Below are 16,958 nucleotides of genomic sequence, written 5' to 3' on the forward strand. Positions count from 1 at the left end.
GGCCGAGCCGGTGGCCGGTGCTTTTCCGGTCCGAGTCAGCAACCACCACAGGGTCAGGCCGGCGATCAACGCGCCCAGCAGGGAGGGGACGGCGTCGAATGCGGTGCCGGCCGGGCGGGACAGGGCGGCGGCTGTTCCGGCCGCGCCCAGCACGGTCGCGCCGGCCACCACCGCGAGGCGGTGCCGCCGGCCGAGAATGCCGGTGACCGCGGCCAGCAGGGCCAGCACCACGGCTACGCCGGTCAGCAGGGCGGGCTTGTCGTTGGTGCCCAGTTCCCGTACGGCAAATTCTTTGATCGGGGTCGGGGTCGCGTCGATGACCGCGCCGCCCACCGCGACCAGGGGTCCGGCCTCGGGCCGGGTCGCGGCCGCGAGAAGTTCCGCGACCGCGACCCCGAAGCCCGCGGCGATGATCCCGGCGACCGCGCCGGGAACGGCGTGCCGCAACCGCGTCAGCGTGCGACCGCTCAGCTTGCTCCGCTTCAGGCCGATCCCCGCCGGATCGGTCTCCATCAGCCTGTTCGTCATCGGCTGTTCGCCGTCAGCTCTTCGGCATCAGGACGGAGTCGATGATGTAGACGTTGGCGTTGGCGGTCTGCACGTTGCCGCAGATCACCGAGGCGGCGCCGTCGACCTTGAAGTCCTCGCCGCTGCCGCTGACGGTCAGTTCGCCGCCCTGCAGGGTCTTGTGGGTGCCGGCCAGGTCAGCGGGGGTCAGCTTCCCGGAGACCACGTGGTAGGTGAGGATGCTGGTCAGCGTCTTCTTGTCGGCCAGCACCTTCTTGAGGTCGGCCGCCGGGATCTTGGCGAACGCGTCGTTGGTCGGCGCGAAGACCGTGATGTTGTCGGCCGAGTTGAGCGAGTCGACCAGGCCGGCCTGCTTGACCGCGGTGACCAGGGTGGACAGCAGCGGGTTGCCGGAGGCCGCGGTGGCTACCGGGACCTGGGCCATGGCCTGGAAGCTGCCCTTGTCGGACGGGTCGGTCGGCACGGCGGCACAGCCCGTTCCGAAGTTGACCATCGAGTCGGCCGGGGTCGAGGCCGCCATGCTGGGCGCCGCCGTGGTCATGGTGGGCGCCGCAGCCGCGCCGTCCGACGAGGAGTCGTCGTCGCTGCCGCAGGCGGCGAGCGAGACCGAGAACGCCAGGGCGGCGGCGACTGCGGTGAACTTCATTGCACGCATGGTGTATTCCTCCATCATTGGGGGCGAACACCAGTAATTCGGAGCGAACCCGGCCGCGGATAGGTGGAATCTCAGGTCAATTTCAGATCGGCGATCATCGACGTGGTCGGCTGGAGCGAACCCTTCGGCGGCTCCACCGTCACGCCGACGTCGGAGGCGCCCGGCATGCCGTCGACGATCTGCACGATCGCCGACTGTCCCGGCACGAGCACCCCTGCCGACGCGGGGTTGCCGTCGCGGACCGTCCACAGCTGATAGACCCTGCCGCCGGCCGGGGCCGCGTCGGCCGCCAGCACGATCACGCCGGCGTTGTGCAGGCGCGACATGGCCACCGTCACCCGGCCGCCGCTGGTCAGGGTCTGCTCCCGCACGGTCAGGTCGGGGGCGGCGAGCAGGGCCTGGATCCGCGCCTCGGCCGCCCGAGCCGCTACCGCGTCGGCGTGCTCACCGCGTACCCGCTGCTCCTGAACGACCGCGACCGACGCACCCACCGCGACCACCGCGGCCGCCACGGCCGTCACCCGCCGCCAGCGGGAGGTCGCCGGCCGGGCCGGCGCCGACGCCGGGGCGGGCGGCAGCTGCCGGGTCGCGGCGATCGACGCGAGGACGTTCTCCCGCAGCCGCGGCGGCGGGACCGACCAGGTGCCGTCGGCCAGCCGGGCGGCGGCCATCCGCAGCTCGTCGGTCTCGGCCCGGCACTCCGGGCATTCGCGCAGGTGCCGTTCGAACGCCGCGCGCTCGATGTCGTCCACCGCGTCCAGCACATACGCCCCGAGCAGGGCGTGGATCTCGGCGCTCATGCCCCGACCCCCAGACAGTCGCGCAATCTGATCAATCCGTCTCTCATCCGAGCCTTCACGGTCGGCAGTGTCGCGCCGACCAACTCCGCCACCTGGGGGTACGAATTGCCCTGGTAGTAGGCCAGGATGACGGCCTGGCGCTGCAGCTCGGTGAGCCCGTCCAGGCAGTGCCGCACCTGCTGGCGTTCCAGCCGGCCGGCCACCTCGTCGGCGACCGCGTCGTAGGGCGTGTCGATCGACGAACTGCCGGAGCGGAACGTCCGGTCGGCCGCGGCCTGCTCGGCCCGGACCCGGTCGACCGCCCGGCGGTGCGCGATGGTGAACACCCACGAGGTCGCCGAGCCGCGGGCCCGGTCGAACCGGGCGGCCGTCCGCCACACCTCGACCAGCACCTCCTGGGCGACCTCCTCGGCCTGCCCGGGATCGCGCAGGACCCGCCGGATCAGGCCGTAGACGCGCGGCGCGACCAGGTCGTAAAGCCGCACGAAGGCCTTTTCGTCGCCCCGCGCCACCGCACCCAGCAGGTCAGCCTCGTCCGGACTGTCGGGGACAGCCGACAGCCGGCGGCTCGCGCTGTGCTCGGTCATGTGCTCCATCCTCCGCGAGGGTTCGGTCCCGCTCACGGTTATTCGGAGCCGCGTGGCCCGCGGATAGGTGCCATCACTCGCGAGTGAGGTAGGCAATGAGATTGGTATCTATCTATACAACCTGGTGGGCTGAGGGGATCAATCCCCCACTTGCGGAGGTCGTTCATGAGACGACGCACCACGGCGGCCCTGGCCATCGCCATTCTCGGTGCCACCGCCACCCTCGCCGGGGCCGGCCCGGCCGGAGCCGGCCCGGTCGCCGAACCGGCGCCGGCCCAATACGAGGTGTACGACGTACGCACCCAGGCGCAGCTCGACCGGATCGCCCGGGTCGGTGCCGCCATCGACGACGTGGAGCACCAGGTGGTCACGGTCACCGCGACCGACACCGAGGTGCGCACCCTGCGCCGGCAGGGCTTCATCGTGCAGCCGATCCTCCAGACGTACGACTTCCCGCCCTCGGACGCGGCGTACCACAACTACGCCGAGACGATCACCGAGGTGAACAACATCGTCGCGAAGTATCCGGCGATCGCCGGCAAGAAGGTGCTGGGCAAATCGTACGAGGGCCGGGACATCGTGGCGGTGAAGATCTCCGACAACGTCGGCACCGACGAGGCCGAGCCGGAGGTGCTCTACGACGCCAACCACCACGCCCGCGAGCACCTGACCGTTGAGATGGCGGTCTACCTGCTGCACCTGTTCGCCGACAACTACACGACCGACACCCGGATCAAGAACATCGTCGACAGCCGGGAGATCTGGATCGTGCCGACCGTCAACCCGGACGGCTCCGAGTACGACGTGGCCACCGGCTCGTACCGATCGTGGCGCAAGAACCGGCAACCGAACAGCGGTTCCTCGGCGGTCGGCACCGACCTGAACCGCAACTACGGCTTCAAGTGGGGCTGCTGCGGCGGCTCGTCGGGCAGCACGTCGTCGGCCACCTACCGGGGCCCGGCCGCGTTCTCCTCGCCCGAGACCAAGGTCATCCGTGACTTCGTGGCGAGCCGGGTGGTCGGCGGCAAGCAGCAGATCACCTCGGCGATGGACTTCCACACCTACTCCGAGCTGGTCCTGTGGCCCTACGGCTACACCACCTCGGCGACCGCGGCCGGGATGACGGTGGACGACGCGAACGCCCTGAGCACCCTGGGCGAGCAGATGGCCGACACCAACAACTACACCGCCGAGCAGTCCAGCGATCTCTACATCACCGACGGCGACCTGCTGGACTGGCTGTGGGGGACGTACAAGATCTTCGCGTACACGTTCGAGATGTACCCGACCAGCGCCGGCCAGGGCGGCTTCTACCCGCCGGCCGGCGTGATCAACCGGGAGACGGCCCGCAACCGGGAGGCCGCACTCATCCTGGCCCAGGTGGCCGACTGCCCGTACCAGGTGATCGGCAAGGAAGACACCTACTGCTAAGAATGATGAGGGGCCCCGCTGGGCGGGGCCCCGATCCACCGTTAGGAGTTGACATGCGTATCGACCTGGCGACGGTCTCCGCTTCGTAGCGAGAGCACCACACGCACCGATCGGTGCTCCTCGCCGCGGAGCGGTCCCCGACGACCGTTTCCCTTCCGGCTCGAGGAGCTGTTTTGAGTGTCCTTCTTTCCGCGCGTCTGGGCGCGGACTTCAACAAACTCTGGACCGCCTCGGCGGTGTCCAACGTCGGTGACGGTGTCACCATGGCGGCCGGTCCACTGCTGATCGCCTCGATCAGCGACAACCCGGCGCTGATCGCCGGCGCGGTGTTCGCACAGCAGTTGCCGTGGTTGCTGTTCGCCCTGGTCAGTGGGGCGCTGGTCGACCGGATCGACCGCCGGCTCCTGGTGGTGTCGGTCAACGCCGGCCGGGCGCTCGCACTGGCCGGGCTGGCCGTGGCGGTGACGACCGGGACCGTCCCGGTGGCCCTGGTCTACGTCGTCCTGTTCCTGCTCGGCAGCGGGGAGACCCTCGCCGACACCGCGACGGGTGCCCTGCTGCCCTCGCTGGTCCCGGCCTCCCGGCTGGAGAGCGCGAACGCCCGCCTGTACGCGACCTTCACGATCGGCAACCAGTTCGTCGCCAAACCGCTCGGCGCGTGGCTGTTCGTGATCGCCGCGGCCGCGCCGTTCGGCCTCGATGCGCTGACCTTCGCGGTGGCTGCCGTCCTGACCGCGACCATCCGCCCGGTCCCGGTGCCCGTCGCGGCCGAGCGGTCATCGTTGCGGGCGGAAATCCGGGCCGGGCTGGCCTGGCTGTGGCGGCATCGACTGCTGCGGACCCTCGCGGTGAGCATGGGTTTCGGCAACGTCGCGTTCGCCGCCGCGTTCGCGGTGTTCGTCCTCTACTGCCGTGAGCGGCTGGGGCTGGCCGGCGTCGGTTTCGGAGTTCTGCTGACCGCGTTCGCGGTGGGCGGGCTGTTCGGTACCACGGTCGCCGCCGCGCTCGCCCGGCGGTTCGGATCCGCCGCCGTACTGCGGACCGGTTTGCTCGTCGAGGCCGGCACCCACCTGACGCTCGCGATGACCAGGTCGCCGTGGGTAGCGGCGACGGTCATCGTGGTGTTCAGCGTGCACGCCATGGTGTGGGGAGTGATCGTCTCCTCGATCCGGCAGCGGGTCGTACCGGCGGAACTGCGCGGCCGGGTCGGCAGTGTCCACGCGCTGCTCGATCTGGGTGGTGCCGCGCTCGGCTCGCTGATCGGCGGCCTGCTCGCCGGCGTCTGGACGATCACCACGCCGTACTGGATCGCGGCGGCGGCCATGGTGGTGATCGCGACGTTCGCCTGGCGTCCGCTGCGGGCGGCCTGAGAAAAGGCCGGGGGTAGGCGGCCGGAGAAAAGGGCCGGGGTGGGCGGGACCTCCCACCCCGGCCCGCGGTTCAGGACTGGGTGCGGCTCCACTGCTGGTTCGTGCCGCTTCCGCAGGTGTACTGCTGGATGTCGGCGCCGTCGGCGGTGTTGGCGTTGACCACGTCCAGGCACTTGCCGCTGTGCCGGGCCTTGATCTGGAAGTACGAGCCGGTCGCGGCCCACTGCCACTGCTGGTTGGTGCCGCTGCCGCAGGCGTACTGGATGATGTTGCCGCCGTCGGCCGTCGACGAGGACGCCACGTCGAGGCACTTGCCGCTGTTCTGGTTGACGATCCGGAAGTAACCGCCGCCGGCGTCCTGGAACTCCCACTTCTGGTTTCCGCCACCGTTCCACGCGTACTGCTTGATCTCGGCGTTGTTGGCCGTCGACGCGCTGACCGTGTCCATCACCTTGCCGCTGTTGCGGTTGGTGATCCGGTAGTAGCTGGCGGCGTTGCCGGTGATCGTGCCGGTCGCGGTGTCGATGGTGACGGTCGGGTACCACGACAGGCTCATGCTGGTGGCGGACGGAAAGGCGATCGGGAGCCAGACGTACGAGGAGTCGTTGACCGGGCCGCCCCACGCGCCGGCCCAGCGGTCGCCCATGTAGAGATAGCTGGTCGTGGACGTTCCCTGCACCGGGAGCACGTAGGTCGGCTGGGAGCTGAAGGTCGTCGAGTCACCCACGTTGGTCCAGCCGGTCCACGGGCCGGAGATGCTGCTGGCGGTGGCATATTGGGCCTGGTTGGGGCTCCACCCGGTGGCGGCTGACGTGAGCATGAAATAGGTGCTGCCCCGCTTGAACAGGGCCGGTGCTTCGCGATGCCCGCCCGGCCAGAAATTACCGACAACTGCCGCTATGCCGGTGAAGGAGGAATTCAGGCGATAAATCATCAGATCATAGTTCTCGTTGGCCGCGGAGATCATGTACGCCGTACCGTTGTCATTGAACAACATGATATCTCGCGACATATAGGTGTTCTGCGGGCGGAAGCTGCCCTGGTACGCATAGGCGCCGTCAACTGTGGACGACACCGCCACCGCCGCCCGGGCCTGGCTGTAGTCGGTAGCGCTCTCCTTGTGCATCCACATCACGTACTGGCCGGTCGACGCGTTGTAGATGACCTTCGGCCGCTCGATGTTCGCGGACGCCAGCTCCGACGCCGACGACTGGGTCAGCACGTTGTTGCGGAACTCCCAGTTGCGCAGGTCGGTCGAGCGGTAGACCGAGACCGCCCGGAACGTGTTGTCGGCGTTGCGGTTCTCGCCGAACCAGTAGTAATAGGAGCCCACCTTCAGCACTCCCCCGCCGTGCGCCTGCACGATCGACCCGGAGGTGTCGGTGAACTGGGTGCCGTTGGCCACGGTGACCGGCGCCGCCTGGGCGGGCGCGGCGAAGACGGTCACGATGAGCGCCGCCCCAAGCATTGCGAGTCGCCATTTCATGTCCCGTTCGTAGCCGAGCCCTCCGGCGGAAGCCACGATCCGTTCACGAACGAAACCACTCGAACATCGTTGACCATCTATGCATGTAGCGCTATGTTAACGTTCACGAAACAATCGGGAGCGCGCGATGGCCCTCTTTCAGGTGCAACGGCACGAGCGCCTGATGAGCGAGCTTCAGCAGCACGGCGCCGTCCGGGTCAGCGAGCTGGCCCGCGACCTCGGCGTCAGCGAGCTGACCATCCGCCGCGACATCGCCGCCCTGGCCGCCCGCAATCTGGTCACCCGGGTGCACGGCGGCGCGACCCTGCCCTCCCGGGTGCGCCCGGCCGGCCGGCCCCGGACCTCGAAGACCTTGACCGTCGGCATGGTGGTGCCGTCCCTCGACTTCTACTGGCCGCCGATCGTGGGCGGTGCCCGGGCCGCCGCGGCCGCCCTCGGCGTCACCGTCCAGCTGCGCGGCTCCACCTACGACCCGGACGAGGACCGGCGGCAGATCGGCCGGCTCATCGAGGCCGGCGAGGTGCGTGGCCTGCTGCTGGCACCCAGCCTCGACGGGGACGACGCGATGATCGACTGGATCGGGCGGCTGCCGGTGCCGGCGGTCCTGGTCGAGCGGCAGCCCCGGCGGTGGACCACGGTGTCGAAGCAGGTCGAGTGGGTGCGCAGTGACCACGCCCTCGGCCTCGAGATCGCCCTGCACCACCTGCACGAGCACGGTCACCGGCGGATCGGGCTGCTGGTGTCCCGGGGCAGCCCCACCTCGGTGTACCTCCTGGAGGGATGGCAGGGCCCGGCACCGGTCCTCCTCGACGATCCACCGGATCGGCGGGCCATCGCCGGGTTGCTCGGCCACCACAATTGCACGGCCCTCATCGTGCACAGCGACCCGCACGCGATGGCGGTCGCCCAGGTCTGCGCCGAGGAGGGCATCCGGATCCCCGAGGACCTGGCGCTGATCTCCTACGACGACGAGATCGCGCACCTCGGCGAGCCGCCGCTGACCGCGGTCCGCCCACCCAAGAACCACGTCGGGCGGCTGGCCGTGGAGCTGATCGTGTCCCGCCTGCTCGACGGGGACCGGCGGCCGGCCCGCGGCATGCTGGTCGCCCCGGAACTGGTGGTGCGGCAGTCGTCGTTCGGTTCTGAACGGTTCGGACTGTCTCGGTTCGGTTCGTAGCGTTGGCTTGCCGCCATGGGCTCCCCTGGCACCCGTGAAGACACTGCGGAACGCCACCATCCTCGTCCTGGTCGCGGCCGGTCTGGCCGGGCCCGCCGCCGCCACTCCCGCGGCCGCCGCCACCTCCGGCTTCCGCGGCGTCAACTGGGCCGACCAGCGCGACAACTTCGTCGACGACACCCTCGTGCTGGGCGGGCTGTCGACCGGCGACAGCTACGCGACCACGCAGGCCAAGGCGAACGGCATCCTGACCGGTTTCGTCAACAACCTCGGCGCCAACACCATCCGGATGCCGGTGAACTATCCGACCGTGTCCGGGGCGTACTGGAACTCCTACACCGGCGCCATCGACGCCGCCACCGCCAAGGGGCTCAAGGTCATCCTCTCCTACTGGGAGGCGGCGAGCTCGCGGAACGGGTCCATCGACAACACCACCCAGTTCTGGTCGATGTGGCAGACGATCGTGACCAAGTACTCGTCGAACGCCGGCGTCTACTTCGAACCCATGAACGAGCCGTACGCGTACAGCGACGCCGACTGGAAGAACATCGCGGCGCAGTGGCTCGCCAACTACTCCGGCGTCCCGCGCGGACGGGTGATCATCAGCGGGGCCGGCTACAACCAGCGGCTGACCACGATCGGCAGCGACACCCGCTTCGACGGCACGCTGATCTCCCGGCACACCTACCAGTTCTTCGACTCCAGCCGCACTACCGAGGACTCCTGGCGGGAATCGCTGCGCACCAGCGTCGGCGCCTACAAAGATCGCGTCCTGATCACCGAGTTCGGCGCGCCGATGACCGACGGCCGCAACTACAACGCTCCGACCACCAGCGACAGCTTCGTCGCCTTCATCCGGGGCACGGCCGCCGAGGCGCGCGCCGAAGGACTCGGCACCGTCTACTGGCCCGGCGTCCGGATCGCCGACCCCTACCGCCTGCAGGAGATCACCGGCAGCGGCACCAGCCTGGGCCTGTCCACCACCAACGCCTCCGGCCGCGACCAGCTGCGCTACTCGTGGGGTCTGGACGGCGGTGGCAACACGACGCTCGCCCACTACCGGGTCACCAACCGCAACAGCGGCAGGGTGATGGACCTGGTCGGTGCGTCGACGGCCAACAGCGCCGAGGTCAAGCAGTACGCCGCCAACGGCGGCCTCAACCAGAACTGGGCGTTCGAGGACCTCGGCACCGGGTACGTGCGGGTCGTCAACCAGAACAGCGGCAAGTGCCTCGACGTCGCCTCGGCCTCCACCGCCGACAGCGCCAACGTCATCCAGTACGCCTGCGGCGGCGGCACCAACCAGCAGTGGCAGTGGGTCGCGTCCGGCTCCTACTACCTGCTCAAGGCCCGGCACAGCGGCAAGTGCCTGGACGTGGTCAGCGCCTCGACGGCCGACGGCGGCGACATCACCCAGTACACCTGCAACGGCGGCACCAACCAGCAGTGGACCCGGGCAGCCTCGTGAAGTAGGCTGCCCGGCGACGATCAACAGAACAGGCTCAGACCTCATCATGAGCATGCCGCTGCGTCCTGGCGACCCCACCCGGCTCGGCGTCTACGACCTCCTCGACCGGCTCGGTCAGGGCGGTATGGGCACGGTCTTCCGCGGCCGCGCCGCGGACGGGTCGATGGTCGCCATCAAGATGGTGCGGCCGGAGTTCGCCGACGACCCGGAGTTCCGGGGCCGGTTCCGCAGCGAGGTCAGCCGGGCCCAGCAGGTGCCGCCGTTCTCCACCGCCGCGGTGCTGGACGCCGATCCCGAGCACACCCCGCCCTACCTGGTGGTCGAGTTCGTCGACGGCCCGTCGCTCACCGAGCTGGTGCGCGACCGGGGTCCGCTGTCGGGGCCTGCCCTGCAGAGCGTGGCGGTCGGCATCGCCACCGCGCTGACCGCCATTCACAGCGCCGGGGTGATCCATCGTGACCTCAAGCCGGGCAACGTGCTGATCGCGCCGGGCGGCATCAAGGTGATCGACTTCGGGATCGCCCGGGCGTTCGAGGCGACCAGCCGGCACACCCGGACCGATCAGATGGTCGGCACGGTCGCCTACATGGCACCGGAACGCTTCGATCCCGAGTACGGCGCGGAGGTGACCTCGGCGGCCGACGTCTTCGCGTGGGGCGCGGTGGTCACCTACGCGGCCACCGGGCGCACCCCGTTCGCCGGCGAGTCCCCGACCGTGACGGCCATGCGCATCCTCACCCAGCCGCCGGACACCTCGGGGGTGCCGGAGCCGCTGCGCGGTCTGGTGGAGTCCGCCCTCGCCAAGTACCCCGAGCAGCGCCCGACCGCGCGCCAGTTGCTCGACGCGTTGCTGGGCGGCCGACTGGTGGCGCCCGTCCCGCTCCCGCCGCCGGATGACCCGGCCGAGGTCGCACCACCGGCGGAGAAGCCTCGTCGAGGCGGGCCGCGCCGGTTCGCTGCCGCTCTCGCGGCTCTCGCCGTGCTGCTGGCCGGCGGACTCTACGGTGCGCACCGGCTCACCATGAGCGACAGCAGTCTCCCGGCCCGGGGCCCGGCTTCCCAGGCGGCGCCGGTGGACGGGCTCACCGCGATCCTCGCCGGTGACCGGCGGTTCTCGATCCAGCTCGGCAAGGCCGACCGGTACTTCATGCTCGACCGGGGCGGCGACGAGCTCGAGCTCTCCGACGGCACCGGTTCCCGGTCGCAGTTCGTCCTCGAGCCGGTCGGCGTCGAATACCTGATCCGGTCGCTGGGCAACGAGGGATACGCCGGCCCGGAGACCTGTCTCGGGGTGCGGATCATCCCGGGCGAACAGGCCGCGCCGGTGGTGGGTGCGGCCTGCACCCCGACCAAGGGCACCCTGTTCTCGGTGGACGCCACCGGCGACAAGGACGCCAAGGGGCGGCCGACCTACAGCATCCGCAACGAGTACGGCTGGGTGCTGTGGGACAGCGACGCCAAGCGATCCGACGTGGCCGAGGTCGGCGAGCCTCAGTTCGCCGACAAGTACACCCTCGTCGACCGCGGCGAACTCGGGTCGGCGGCGACTCCGTCCGCGACCTCGCCATCGCCGTCGGCCGCGCCCACCACCACCGGCCCGGCGCTCGTCGACGCGAACCTGTCCGAACTGAAGAGCTTCGCGATCGAGCTCGGTGTCCCCGTCGTCGTCACCACGAGCCTCGACGCCGGCGCCGAGTACCACCTCGACGCTCGCCCGGACGGGACGGTGGACTTCACCGGGACGGCCGTCACCGAGACCACGCGGATGACATTGAAGCCGGCCAAGGTCCGCAAACGGACGGACGAGAACAAGAACCATGTCGTCATCGTCGCGTCGCCGGTAGCCGCCGCCACCGGGCCGGAATCCTGCGTCACCGACGTGCGCAAGGGCAGCCTCCGGATGCAGCCCTGCCGCCCCGGGGACGCCGCCCAGTCCTGGCACCTGACCCCGGCCGGCGACTCCGGCCTGTTCGAACTGACCGGGGCACACAGCGCCCTCCAGGTAGACCAGGGCCACATCGTTGCCGACGGCGGGTGGGCCACCTTCCAGACGGTCGCGGTCACCCGATGACGGGTCAGTCGCAGTGCTCGAACGCACTGTCGTAGGCGGCGTCCCCGATCGACCCGCCCCACTTGACACACACCGCTCCGGCCTTGGCCTTCACCGGTCCCGCGTAGTACTCGAAGGCGCCGCTGTCGGTCACCCGGTCGGCTCCCTCCACCTCCAGATAGGCGGCGGTGTCGGTCGCCGTGCCGACGTCGGTGACCTTGAGGGTGACCGTGCAGTTCTTCAGCGACTTCGCGTTGAAGAGCAGGTAGACCCGGCCGAGCAGGGTGCCGTCCGCACCGGTCAGCGGCGCCTGGTCGATCACCACGAAGGCGGTGCCGCAGACGGCCCGCGGCGTGTAGGGGTTGGTGACGGGTTCCGAGGTCGCCGTCTGCGACGGCTCCGGCGCCGGATCTCCGGTGGTGGTCACGGTGGGTTCGGCGCCCGCCGGCACCGTCGAGACCGGTCCGACCCCGCTTGACGTACGGGCGGAAGCGCCCGTTCCCGGCAGACTCGACGGTGCGGGCCGTCCGCTCGCGCTCGTGGGCAGGCCGATCGGTTTCTGCTCGCCCGGGCCGCCGGCCACCCCGAGATCGGGAATGTCGATCCGGTTGGCACCGGGCGGCTGCCCCTGAGCGGGCGTCGGCCCCGAGCGCACGGCCATCGCGATGCCCAGCCCGGCACCGACCAGAAGAACAGCCGACACCACCACCAGCGCGACCCTCCGCCGGCCACCCACCCCGCCGGCCACCGCCGACCCCTGACCTCCCGGTCCCTTACCGGCCAGGCCCTGGCCTCCCGAGCCGTTGCCAGCCGCGCCGTGAGCGGCCGGATCGTGAGTGGCCGCGCCGTAGGCCGCCGGGCCGTTGCCGCTCTTGCTCTGCGCCGGGCCGTACGCCCTCGTCTCGCTCGCGGCCGTGCCGTCGGCCCTCGTGCCATCGGCCCTCGTTTCGCCGGCATCGGCGCCGCGGACAGCCGGGCCGAAGGCTGCGCCGCTGGTCGGCGCGGGCGAGACCGGCGGGTCGACCGCGGCCGAACCGGCCGCATAGACCGGCGGGCGCCGGGACGGGCCCTGGCCGGTCAACGCGACCCGGACCGCGGCGGCGAACGCGGCCGCGCTCTGCTGACGGCGGGCCGGGTCCTTCTCCAGTGCGCGCAGCACCACGGCCGCCACCTGCGGCGGCACGTCGACCGGGAGGGTCGGCGGGTCGGCGACGATCAGCTGGGCGATCACCTGGAGCGGGTTGTCGCCGATGTAGGGCGGGCGGCCGGTCAGGCAGGTGTAGGCGACGGCGCCCAGGGCGTACACATCAGTGGCCGGGGTTACCGGTTTTCCTTCGGCCTGCTCCGGTGCCATGTAGTGGGCCGAGCCCATGACCACGTTGGTGCCGGTCAGGCCGGCGCCGGTGGTCGAGCGGGCCACCCCGAAGTCGACCAGCACGATCGCGCCGCCCGGCCGGACCAGCAGGTTGCTCGGTTTCACGTCGCGGTGGATGATGCCGGCCTCGTGCGCCGTCTGCAGCGCGTCGGCGACCTGGCCGACGACCTCCACCGTCTCGGCCGCGGTCAGCTTGCCGGCCGCCTCGATGCGCCGGGCCAGGGGCGTGCCCTCGATGAACTCCATGACCAGGTAGTCGAGGCCGGCGGCGTCCTCGCCGAAGTCGTAGACCTGCACGATGCCGGGGTGGCGCAGCGACGCCATCATCCGGGCCTCGGTGCGGAAGCGGGCGATGAACCCGGTGTCGGCGGCCAGGCCGGGCAGCAGCACCTTGACCGCGACCGGCCGGTGCAGCAGCCGGTCGATGCCGCGCCAGACCTCGCCCATGCCGCCGGCGGCGATCCGCTCGGTCAGTTCGTAACGCTCGCTGAGCACGGCTCCGGGGGACAGCACCCGGTCATGGTACTGGCCGGACCCGGGGACCCGGCCAGTAGTAAGCCCATGAATACTGTCAGTGTTCGATGGCGCCGGTCCGTCTACGACACCAGCGGCTTGAGCGCCTCGCCGGCCGCGGCGACCGCACCCGGGACGTGCCCGTTGCGGATCATGTTGATGGTCAGGCCGGTGATGCCGGGCTCGATGACGTCCTGGTGCAGCTGCTCGGCGATCTGGGCCTGGGTGCCGATGAAGACCCGGCTGTGCCGCTCCGGCGGGATGCCGTCGAGGATCCTCTTCGCCTCCTCCTCGGAGTCGGCCACCACCGTCATGGCCAGGTAACTGGTGGCCAGGGTGGCCGGGTCGCGGCCCGCCTCCTCGCAGCGCTGCCGCAGCACGGCCACCTTCTGCGGGATGTCGGCCCGGTCGCAGATGATGTTCATGTGGTCGGCGAAGCGGGCCGCCAGCCGGAACGTCTTCTTCTCCCCCGAACCGCCCAGCATGATCGGGATCTGCGACCGGAAACGCGGGTTGTTCATCGCGTTCTCCACCCTGTACCACTTACCGGCCAGCGTCGGGTTCTCGCCGCGCAGCATCGGAGCGATGATCTCGAGTGCCTCCTCGAGCCGCTCGAAGCGGTCGGTGAAGGTGCCGAACTCGTACCCGAAGTCGTTGTGTTCCTTCTCGAACCAGCCGGCGCCGATGCCCAGGATGGCCCGGCCGTGCGACACCATGTCGAGGGTCGTCACGGTCTTGGCGAGCATCGGCGGGTTGCGGTAGGTGTTGCCGGTGACCAGCGTCGACAGTTGGATGGTCTCGGTGGCGGTGGCCAGCGCACCCAGCGTCGTGTAGGCCTCCAGCATCGGCTGGTCCGGCGTGCCGATGCCGGGCAGCTGGTAGAAGTGGTCCATCACCAGCACGGTGTCGAAACCGGACGCCTCCGCCTCTCGGGCCTGTGCGATCACGGTGTCGAAGAGGCGCTCGACCGGCGTGTCCGGGTAGGTGAAGTTCGGGATCTGATATCCCAGGCGAATCGTCATACCGCCAGGCTTACCACTCAAATCAGTACGTGGCACGGCCTCCGCTGATGTCGTAGACCGCGCCGGTGGAAAAGGTGACCCGGTCCGAGCAGAGCCAGGCGATCAGCTCGGCGACCTCGGCGGGCTGCCCGACCCGGCGCATCGGGATGAGGCTGGTGATGTGGGCGAGGGCGTCGGCGCCGGTGTCAGCGTTCATCGGGGTCTCGATCACGGCCGGGGCGATCGCGTTGGCGAGCACACCGGTGGTGGCCAGCTCCTTGCCGAGCGACTTGGTGAGGGCGATGACCGCGGCCTTGGAGGCCGAGTAGGGCGACATGTTGGGGTTGCCGTCCTTGCCGGCCATGCTGGCGATGTTGACGATCCGGCCCCAGCCGTTCGCGATCATGCCGGGCACGAAAGCCTGGCAGGTGTTGAAGGTGCCGTGCACGTTGACGGCGAACGTGCGCTCCCAGCCGTCGAGCGGGATCTCCCACAGCGGACCGTTCGGGCCGACGATCCCGGCCGAGTTGACCAGGATGTCGACCGGGCCGGCGTCGGCCGCGGCGTTCCGGACGGCTGCGGCGTCGGTGACGTCGGCCCGCAGATCGGCGCCGTCGGCCAGGTCGAGGGTGAGCACCCGGATGCCGTCGGCCGCGAGTCGTTCGCCGACCGCCGCGCCGATGCCGCTGCGGCCGCCGGTGATCAGGGCGGTGCGCATCAGTGCGACTCCCGGGAGACCTGCGAGCCGCTGGAGCCGATCAGGAAGTCGCAGTCGGCGCCGGTGCTGGCCGGCCCGACGGTGTCGACGTAGAGCTTCTCCCAGCCCCGGGTCGGTGCCGCGTAGGCCGCGACCGCCTCCGCCGACGGCTCCCGGGCGGCCAGCTCCTCGTCGGGCAGGTCGACGTCGAGCCGGCGTTTCGCCACGTCGAGCACGATGATGTCGCCGGTGCGCACCTTGGCCAGGGGCCCGCCCGCGGCCGCCTCCGGGGTCACGTGCAGAACCACCGTCCCGTACGCGGTGCCGCTCATCCGCCCGTCGCAGATGCGCACCATGTCGCGTACGCCGGCTTCCAGAAGTTTCTTCGGCAGCGGGGTGTTGGAGACCTCGGGCATGCCCGGATAGCCCTTGGGCCCGCAGCCACGCAGGATGAGCACCGAGTCGGCGGTGACGTCGAGGCCGGGGTCGTCGAGCCTGGCGTGCAGGTCCTCGATCGAGTCGAACACGACGGCCGGACCGCGATGGGACAGCAGGTCCGGCGACGCCGCGGCCGGTTTGATCACCGCGCCGCCCGGGGCGAGGTTGCCGTAGAGCACCGCGATGCCGGCCTCGGGCTGCAGCGGCTCGGCCCGCGCCCGGATGACCTCGCGATCGTAGACCCGGGCATCGTCGAGGTAGTCGGCCAGCGGCCGGCCGGTGACCGTGATCGCGGCCGGGTCGAGCAGGTCGCGCACCTCCTTCAGGACGGCGTGCAACCCGCCGGCCCGGTAGAGGTCCTCCATCAGGAAGCGGCCGGCCGGTTGCAGGTCGACCAGCAGCGGCACGCCCGAGCCGACCCGGTCGAAGTCGTCCTGGGTCAGCTCGACCCCGAGCCGCCCGGCGATGGCCAGCAGGTGCACGACGGCGTTGGTGGAACCGCCGATCGCGGCGAGGGCGACGATCGCGTTGAGGAAGCTCGCCCGGGTCAGCACCTGGCTGGGCCGCCGGTCCTGATCCACCAGGTCGACGGCCAGGACGCCGGTGGCGTGCGCGGCCTCCAGGAGGCGGCTGTCGGGGGCCGGGATGCCGGCGATGCCCGGCAGGGTCATCCCGAGGACCTCGGTGACCAGGCCCATCGTCGAGGCGGTGCCCATCGTGTTGCAGTGGCCGCGGCTGCGGATCATCGAGGACTCGGAGCGGCGGAACTCGGCGGCGCTCAGCGTGCCGGCCCGCACCTCCTCGGACAGCTGCCAGACACCGGTGCCGCAGCCGAGCGGGACGCCGCGGAACGTGCCGGTGAGCATCGGCCCGCCCGGCACCACCACGGCCGGGATGTCGACCGAGGCCGCCGCCATGAGCAGCGCCGGGATCGTCTTGTCGCAACCACCGAGCAGCACGACACCGTCGATCGGGTTGGCCCGCAGCATCTCCTCGATGGCCATCGCGGCCATGTTGCGCCACAGCATCGCGGTCGGCTTGACCAGCGTCTCGCCCAGCGACACCACCGGCAGGTTGAGCGCGATGCCGCCGGCCGCGTGGATGCCGTCGGCGACGCTGCGGGACACCTCGTTCAGGTGCGCGTTGCACGGGGTCAGATCGGAGGCGGTGTTGGCCATCGCGATGTGCGGACGCTCGCCGTCGAACGCGTCGGCGGGCAGGCCGCGGCGCATCCAGGCGCGGTGGATGTAGCTGTTGCGGTCGTCGCCGCCGTACCAACCGGCACTTCGCCTGTCAGCCATGCCCAACCTCCCACAAACTGTTTCCGGACGGTAACGCCAAAACATGCGGGAAGATAGAGCTTTCATCATGCCGGAACGGAG

The 16,958-nt window shown here is 70.4% G+C and carries 12 protein-coding genes and 2 pseudogenes; 5 read left to right on the forward strand and 9 right to left on the reverse strand.

Going from position 1 to position 16,958, the window contains the following annotated elements:
* The 4 genes and pseudogenes from Ato02nite_RS23200 to sigK all read right to left on the reverse strand — a co-directional run.
* Positions 1 to 528 (reverse strand): annotated as a pseudogene (locus Ato02nite_RS23200) (hypothetical protein); the annotation flags it as partial.
* 13 nt (positions 529 to 541) lie between these two features.
* Positions 542 to 1,183: a fasciclin domain-containing protein gene (locus Ato02nite_RS23205; RefSeq protein WP_213008704.1), complete on the reverse strand. Its 642-nt coding sequence runs from the start codon at positions 1,181 to 1,183 to the stop codon at positions 542 to 544.
* A 71-nt stretch (positions 1,184 to 1,254) separates the two neighbouring features.
* Entirely contained in the window at positions 1,255 to 1,983 is a 729-nt protein-coding gene (locus tag Ato02nite_RS23210; RefSeq protein ID WP_213008705.1) for an anti-sigma factor, read from the reverse strand.
* A complete protein-coding gene (gene sigK, locus Ato02nite_RS23215) occupies positions 1,980 to 2,570 on the reverse strand; it encodes an ECF RNA polymerase sigma factor SigK (RefSeq protein ID WP_213008706.1) in 591 nt (196 codons plus the stop codon). The genes Ato02nite_RS23210 and sigK overlap by 4 nt, the downstream gene beginning before the upstream one ends.
* A gap of 129 nt (positions 2,571 to 2,699) precedes the next feature.
* On the opposite strand from sigK, the pseudogene Ato02nite_RS23220 reads away from it, so the two are divergent.
* Together Ato02nite_RS23220 and Ato02nite_RS23225 are read left to right on the forward strand one after the other, a co-directional pair.
* A pseudogene (locus Ato02nite_RS23220) lies at positions 2,700 to 3,998 on the forward strand (M14 family metallopeptidase); the annotation flags it as partial.
* A 176-nt stretch (positions 3,999 to 4,174) separates the two neighbouring features.
* Positions 4,175 to 5,371, forward strand: coding sequence for an MFS transporter (locus Ato02nite_RS23225; RefSeq protein WP_213008708.1), 1,197 nt, complete (start codon positions 4,175 to 4,177; stop codon positions 5,369 to 5,371).
* Positions 5,372 to 5,441: 70 nt separating this feature from the next.
* Here the strand turns inward: Ato02nite_RS23225 and Ato02nite_RS23230 are convergent, their stop codons facing one another.
* On the reverse strand, positions 5,442 to 6,857 hold the full coding sequence (locus Ato02nite_RS23230; protein ID WP_213008709.1) for an RICIN domain-containing protein: 1,416 nt from the start codon (positions 6,855 to 6,857) through the stop codon (positions 5,442 to 5,444).
* Positions 6,858 to 6,984: 127 nt separating this feature from the next.
* Between Ato02nite_RS23230 and Ato02nite_RS23235 the strand changes: the two genes are divergently transcribed.
* Genes Ato02nite_RS23235 through Ato02nite_RS23245 form a run of 3 tightly spaced genes read left to right on the forward strand, consistent with a single transcriptional unit; the run spans position 6,985 to position 11,573 of the window.
* A complete protein-coding gene (locus Ato02nite_RS23235) occupies positions 6,985 to 8,034 on the forward strand; it encodes a substrate-binding domain-containing protein (RefSeq protein ID WP_213008710.1) in 1,050 nt (349 codons plus the stop codon).
* Between the two features lie 34 nt (positions 8,035 to 8,068).
* A complete protein-coding gene (locus Ato02nite_RS51795) occupies positions 8,069 to 9,502 on the forward strand; it encodes an RICIN domain-containing protein (RefSeq protein ID WP_246607327.1) in 1,434 nt (477 codons plus the stop codon).
* Positions 9,503 to 9,554: 52 nt separating this feature from the next.
* Positions 9,555 to 11,573, forward strand: a complete 2,019-nt coding sequence (locus Ato02nite_RS23245) for a serine/threonine-protein kinase (RefSeq protein WP_246607328.1) — start codon at positions 9,555 to 9,557, stop codon at positions 11,571 to 11,573.
* 4 nt (positions 11,574 to 11,577) lie between these two features.
* Here Ato02nite_RS23245 and Ato02nite_RS53310 read toward each other — a convergent pair whose 3' ends face one another.
* From Ato02nite_RS53310 to Ato02nite_RS23265, 4 genes are all read right to left on the reverse strand, one after another.
* Positions 11,578 to 13,440, reverse strand: coding sequence for a serine/threonine-protein kinase (locus Ato02nite_RS53310; protein WP_213008713.1), 1,863 nt, complete (start codon positions 13,438 to 13,440; stop codon positions 11,578 to 11,580).
* 83 nt (positions 13,441 to 13,523) lie between these two features.
* Complete coding sequence (locus Ato02nite_RS23255) at positions 13,524 to 14,462, reverse strand: LLM class F420-dependent oxidoreductase (RefSeq protein WP_213008714.1); 939 nt, start codon at positions 14,460 to 14,462, stop codon at positions 13,524 to 13,526.
* 22 nt (positions 14,463 to 14,484) lie between these two features.
* Positions 14,485 to 15,159: an SDR family NAD(P)-dependent oxidoreductase gene (locus Ato02nite_RS23260; protein ID WP_246607329.1), complete on the reverse strand. Its 675-nt coding sequence runs from the start codon at positions 15,157 to 15,159 to the stop codon at positions 14,485 to 14,487.
* On the reverse strand, positions 15,159 to 16,877 hold the full coding sequence (locus Ato02nite_RS23265) for a dihydroxy-acid dehydratase (RefSeq protein WP_213008715.1): 1,719 nt from the start codon (positions 16,875 to 16,877) through the stop codon (positions 15,159 to 15,161). The genes Ato02nite_RS23260 and Ato02nite_RS23265 overlap by 1 nt, the downstream gene beginning before the upstream one ends.
* Between the last annotated feature and the right edge of the window lie 81 nt (positions 16,878 to 16,958).

The sequence above is a fragment of the Paractinoplanes toevensis genome (genome assembly GCF_018332695.1).
GTDB classification, from domain to species: Bacteria; Actinomycetota; Actinomycetes; order Mycobacteriales; family Micromonosporaceae; genus Actinoplanes; species Actinoplanes toevensis.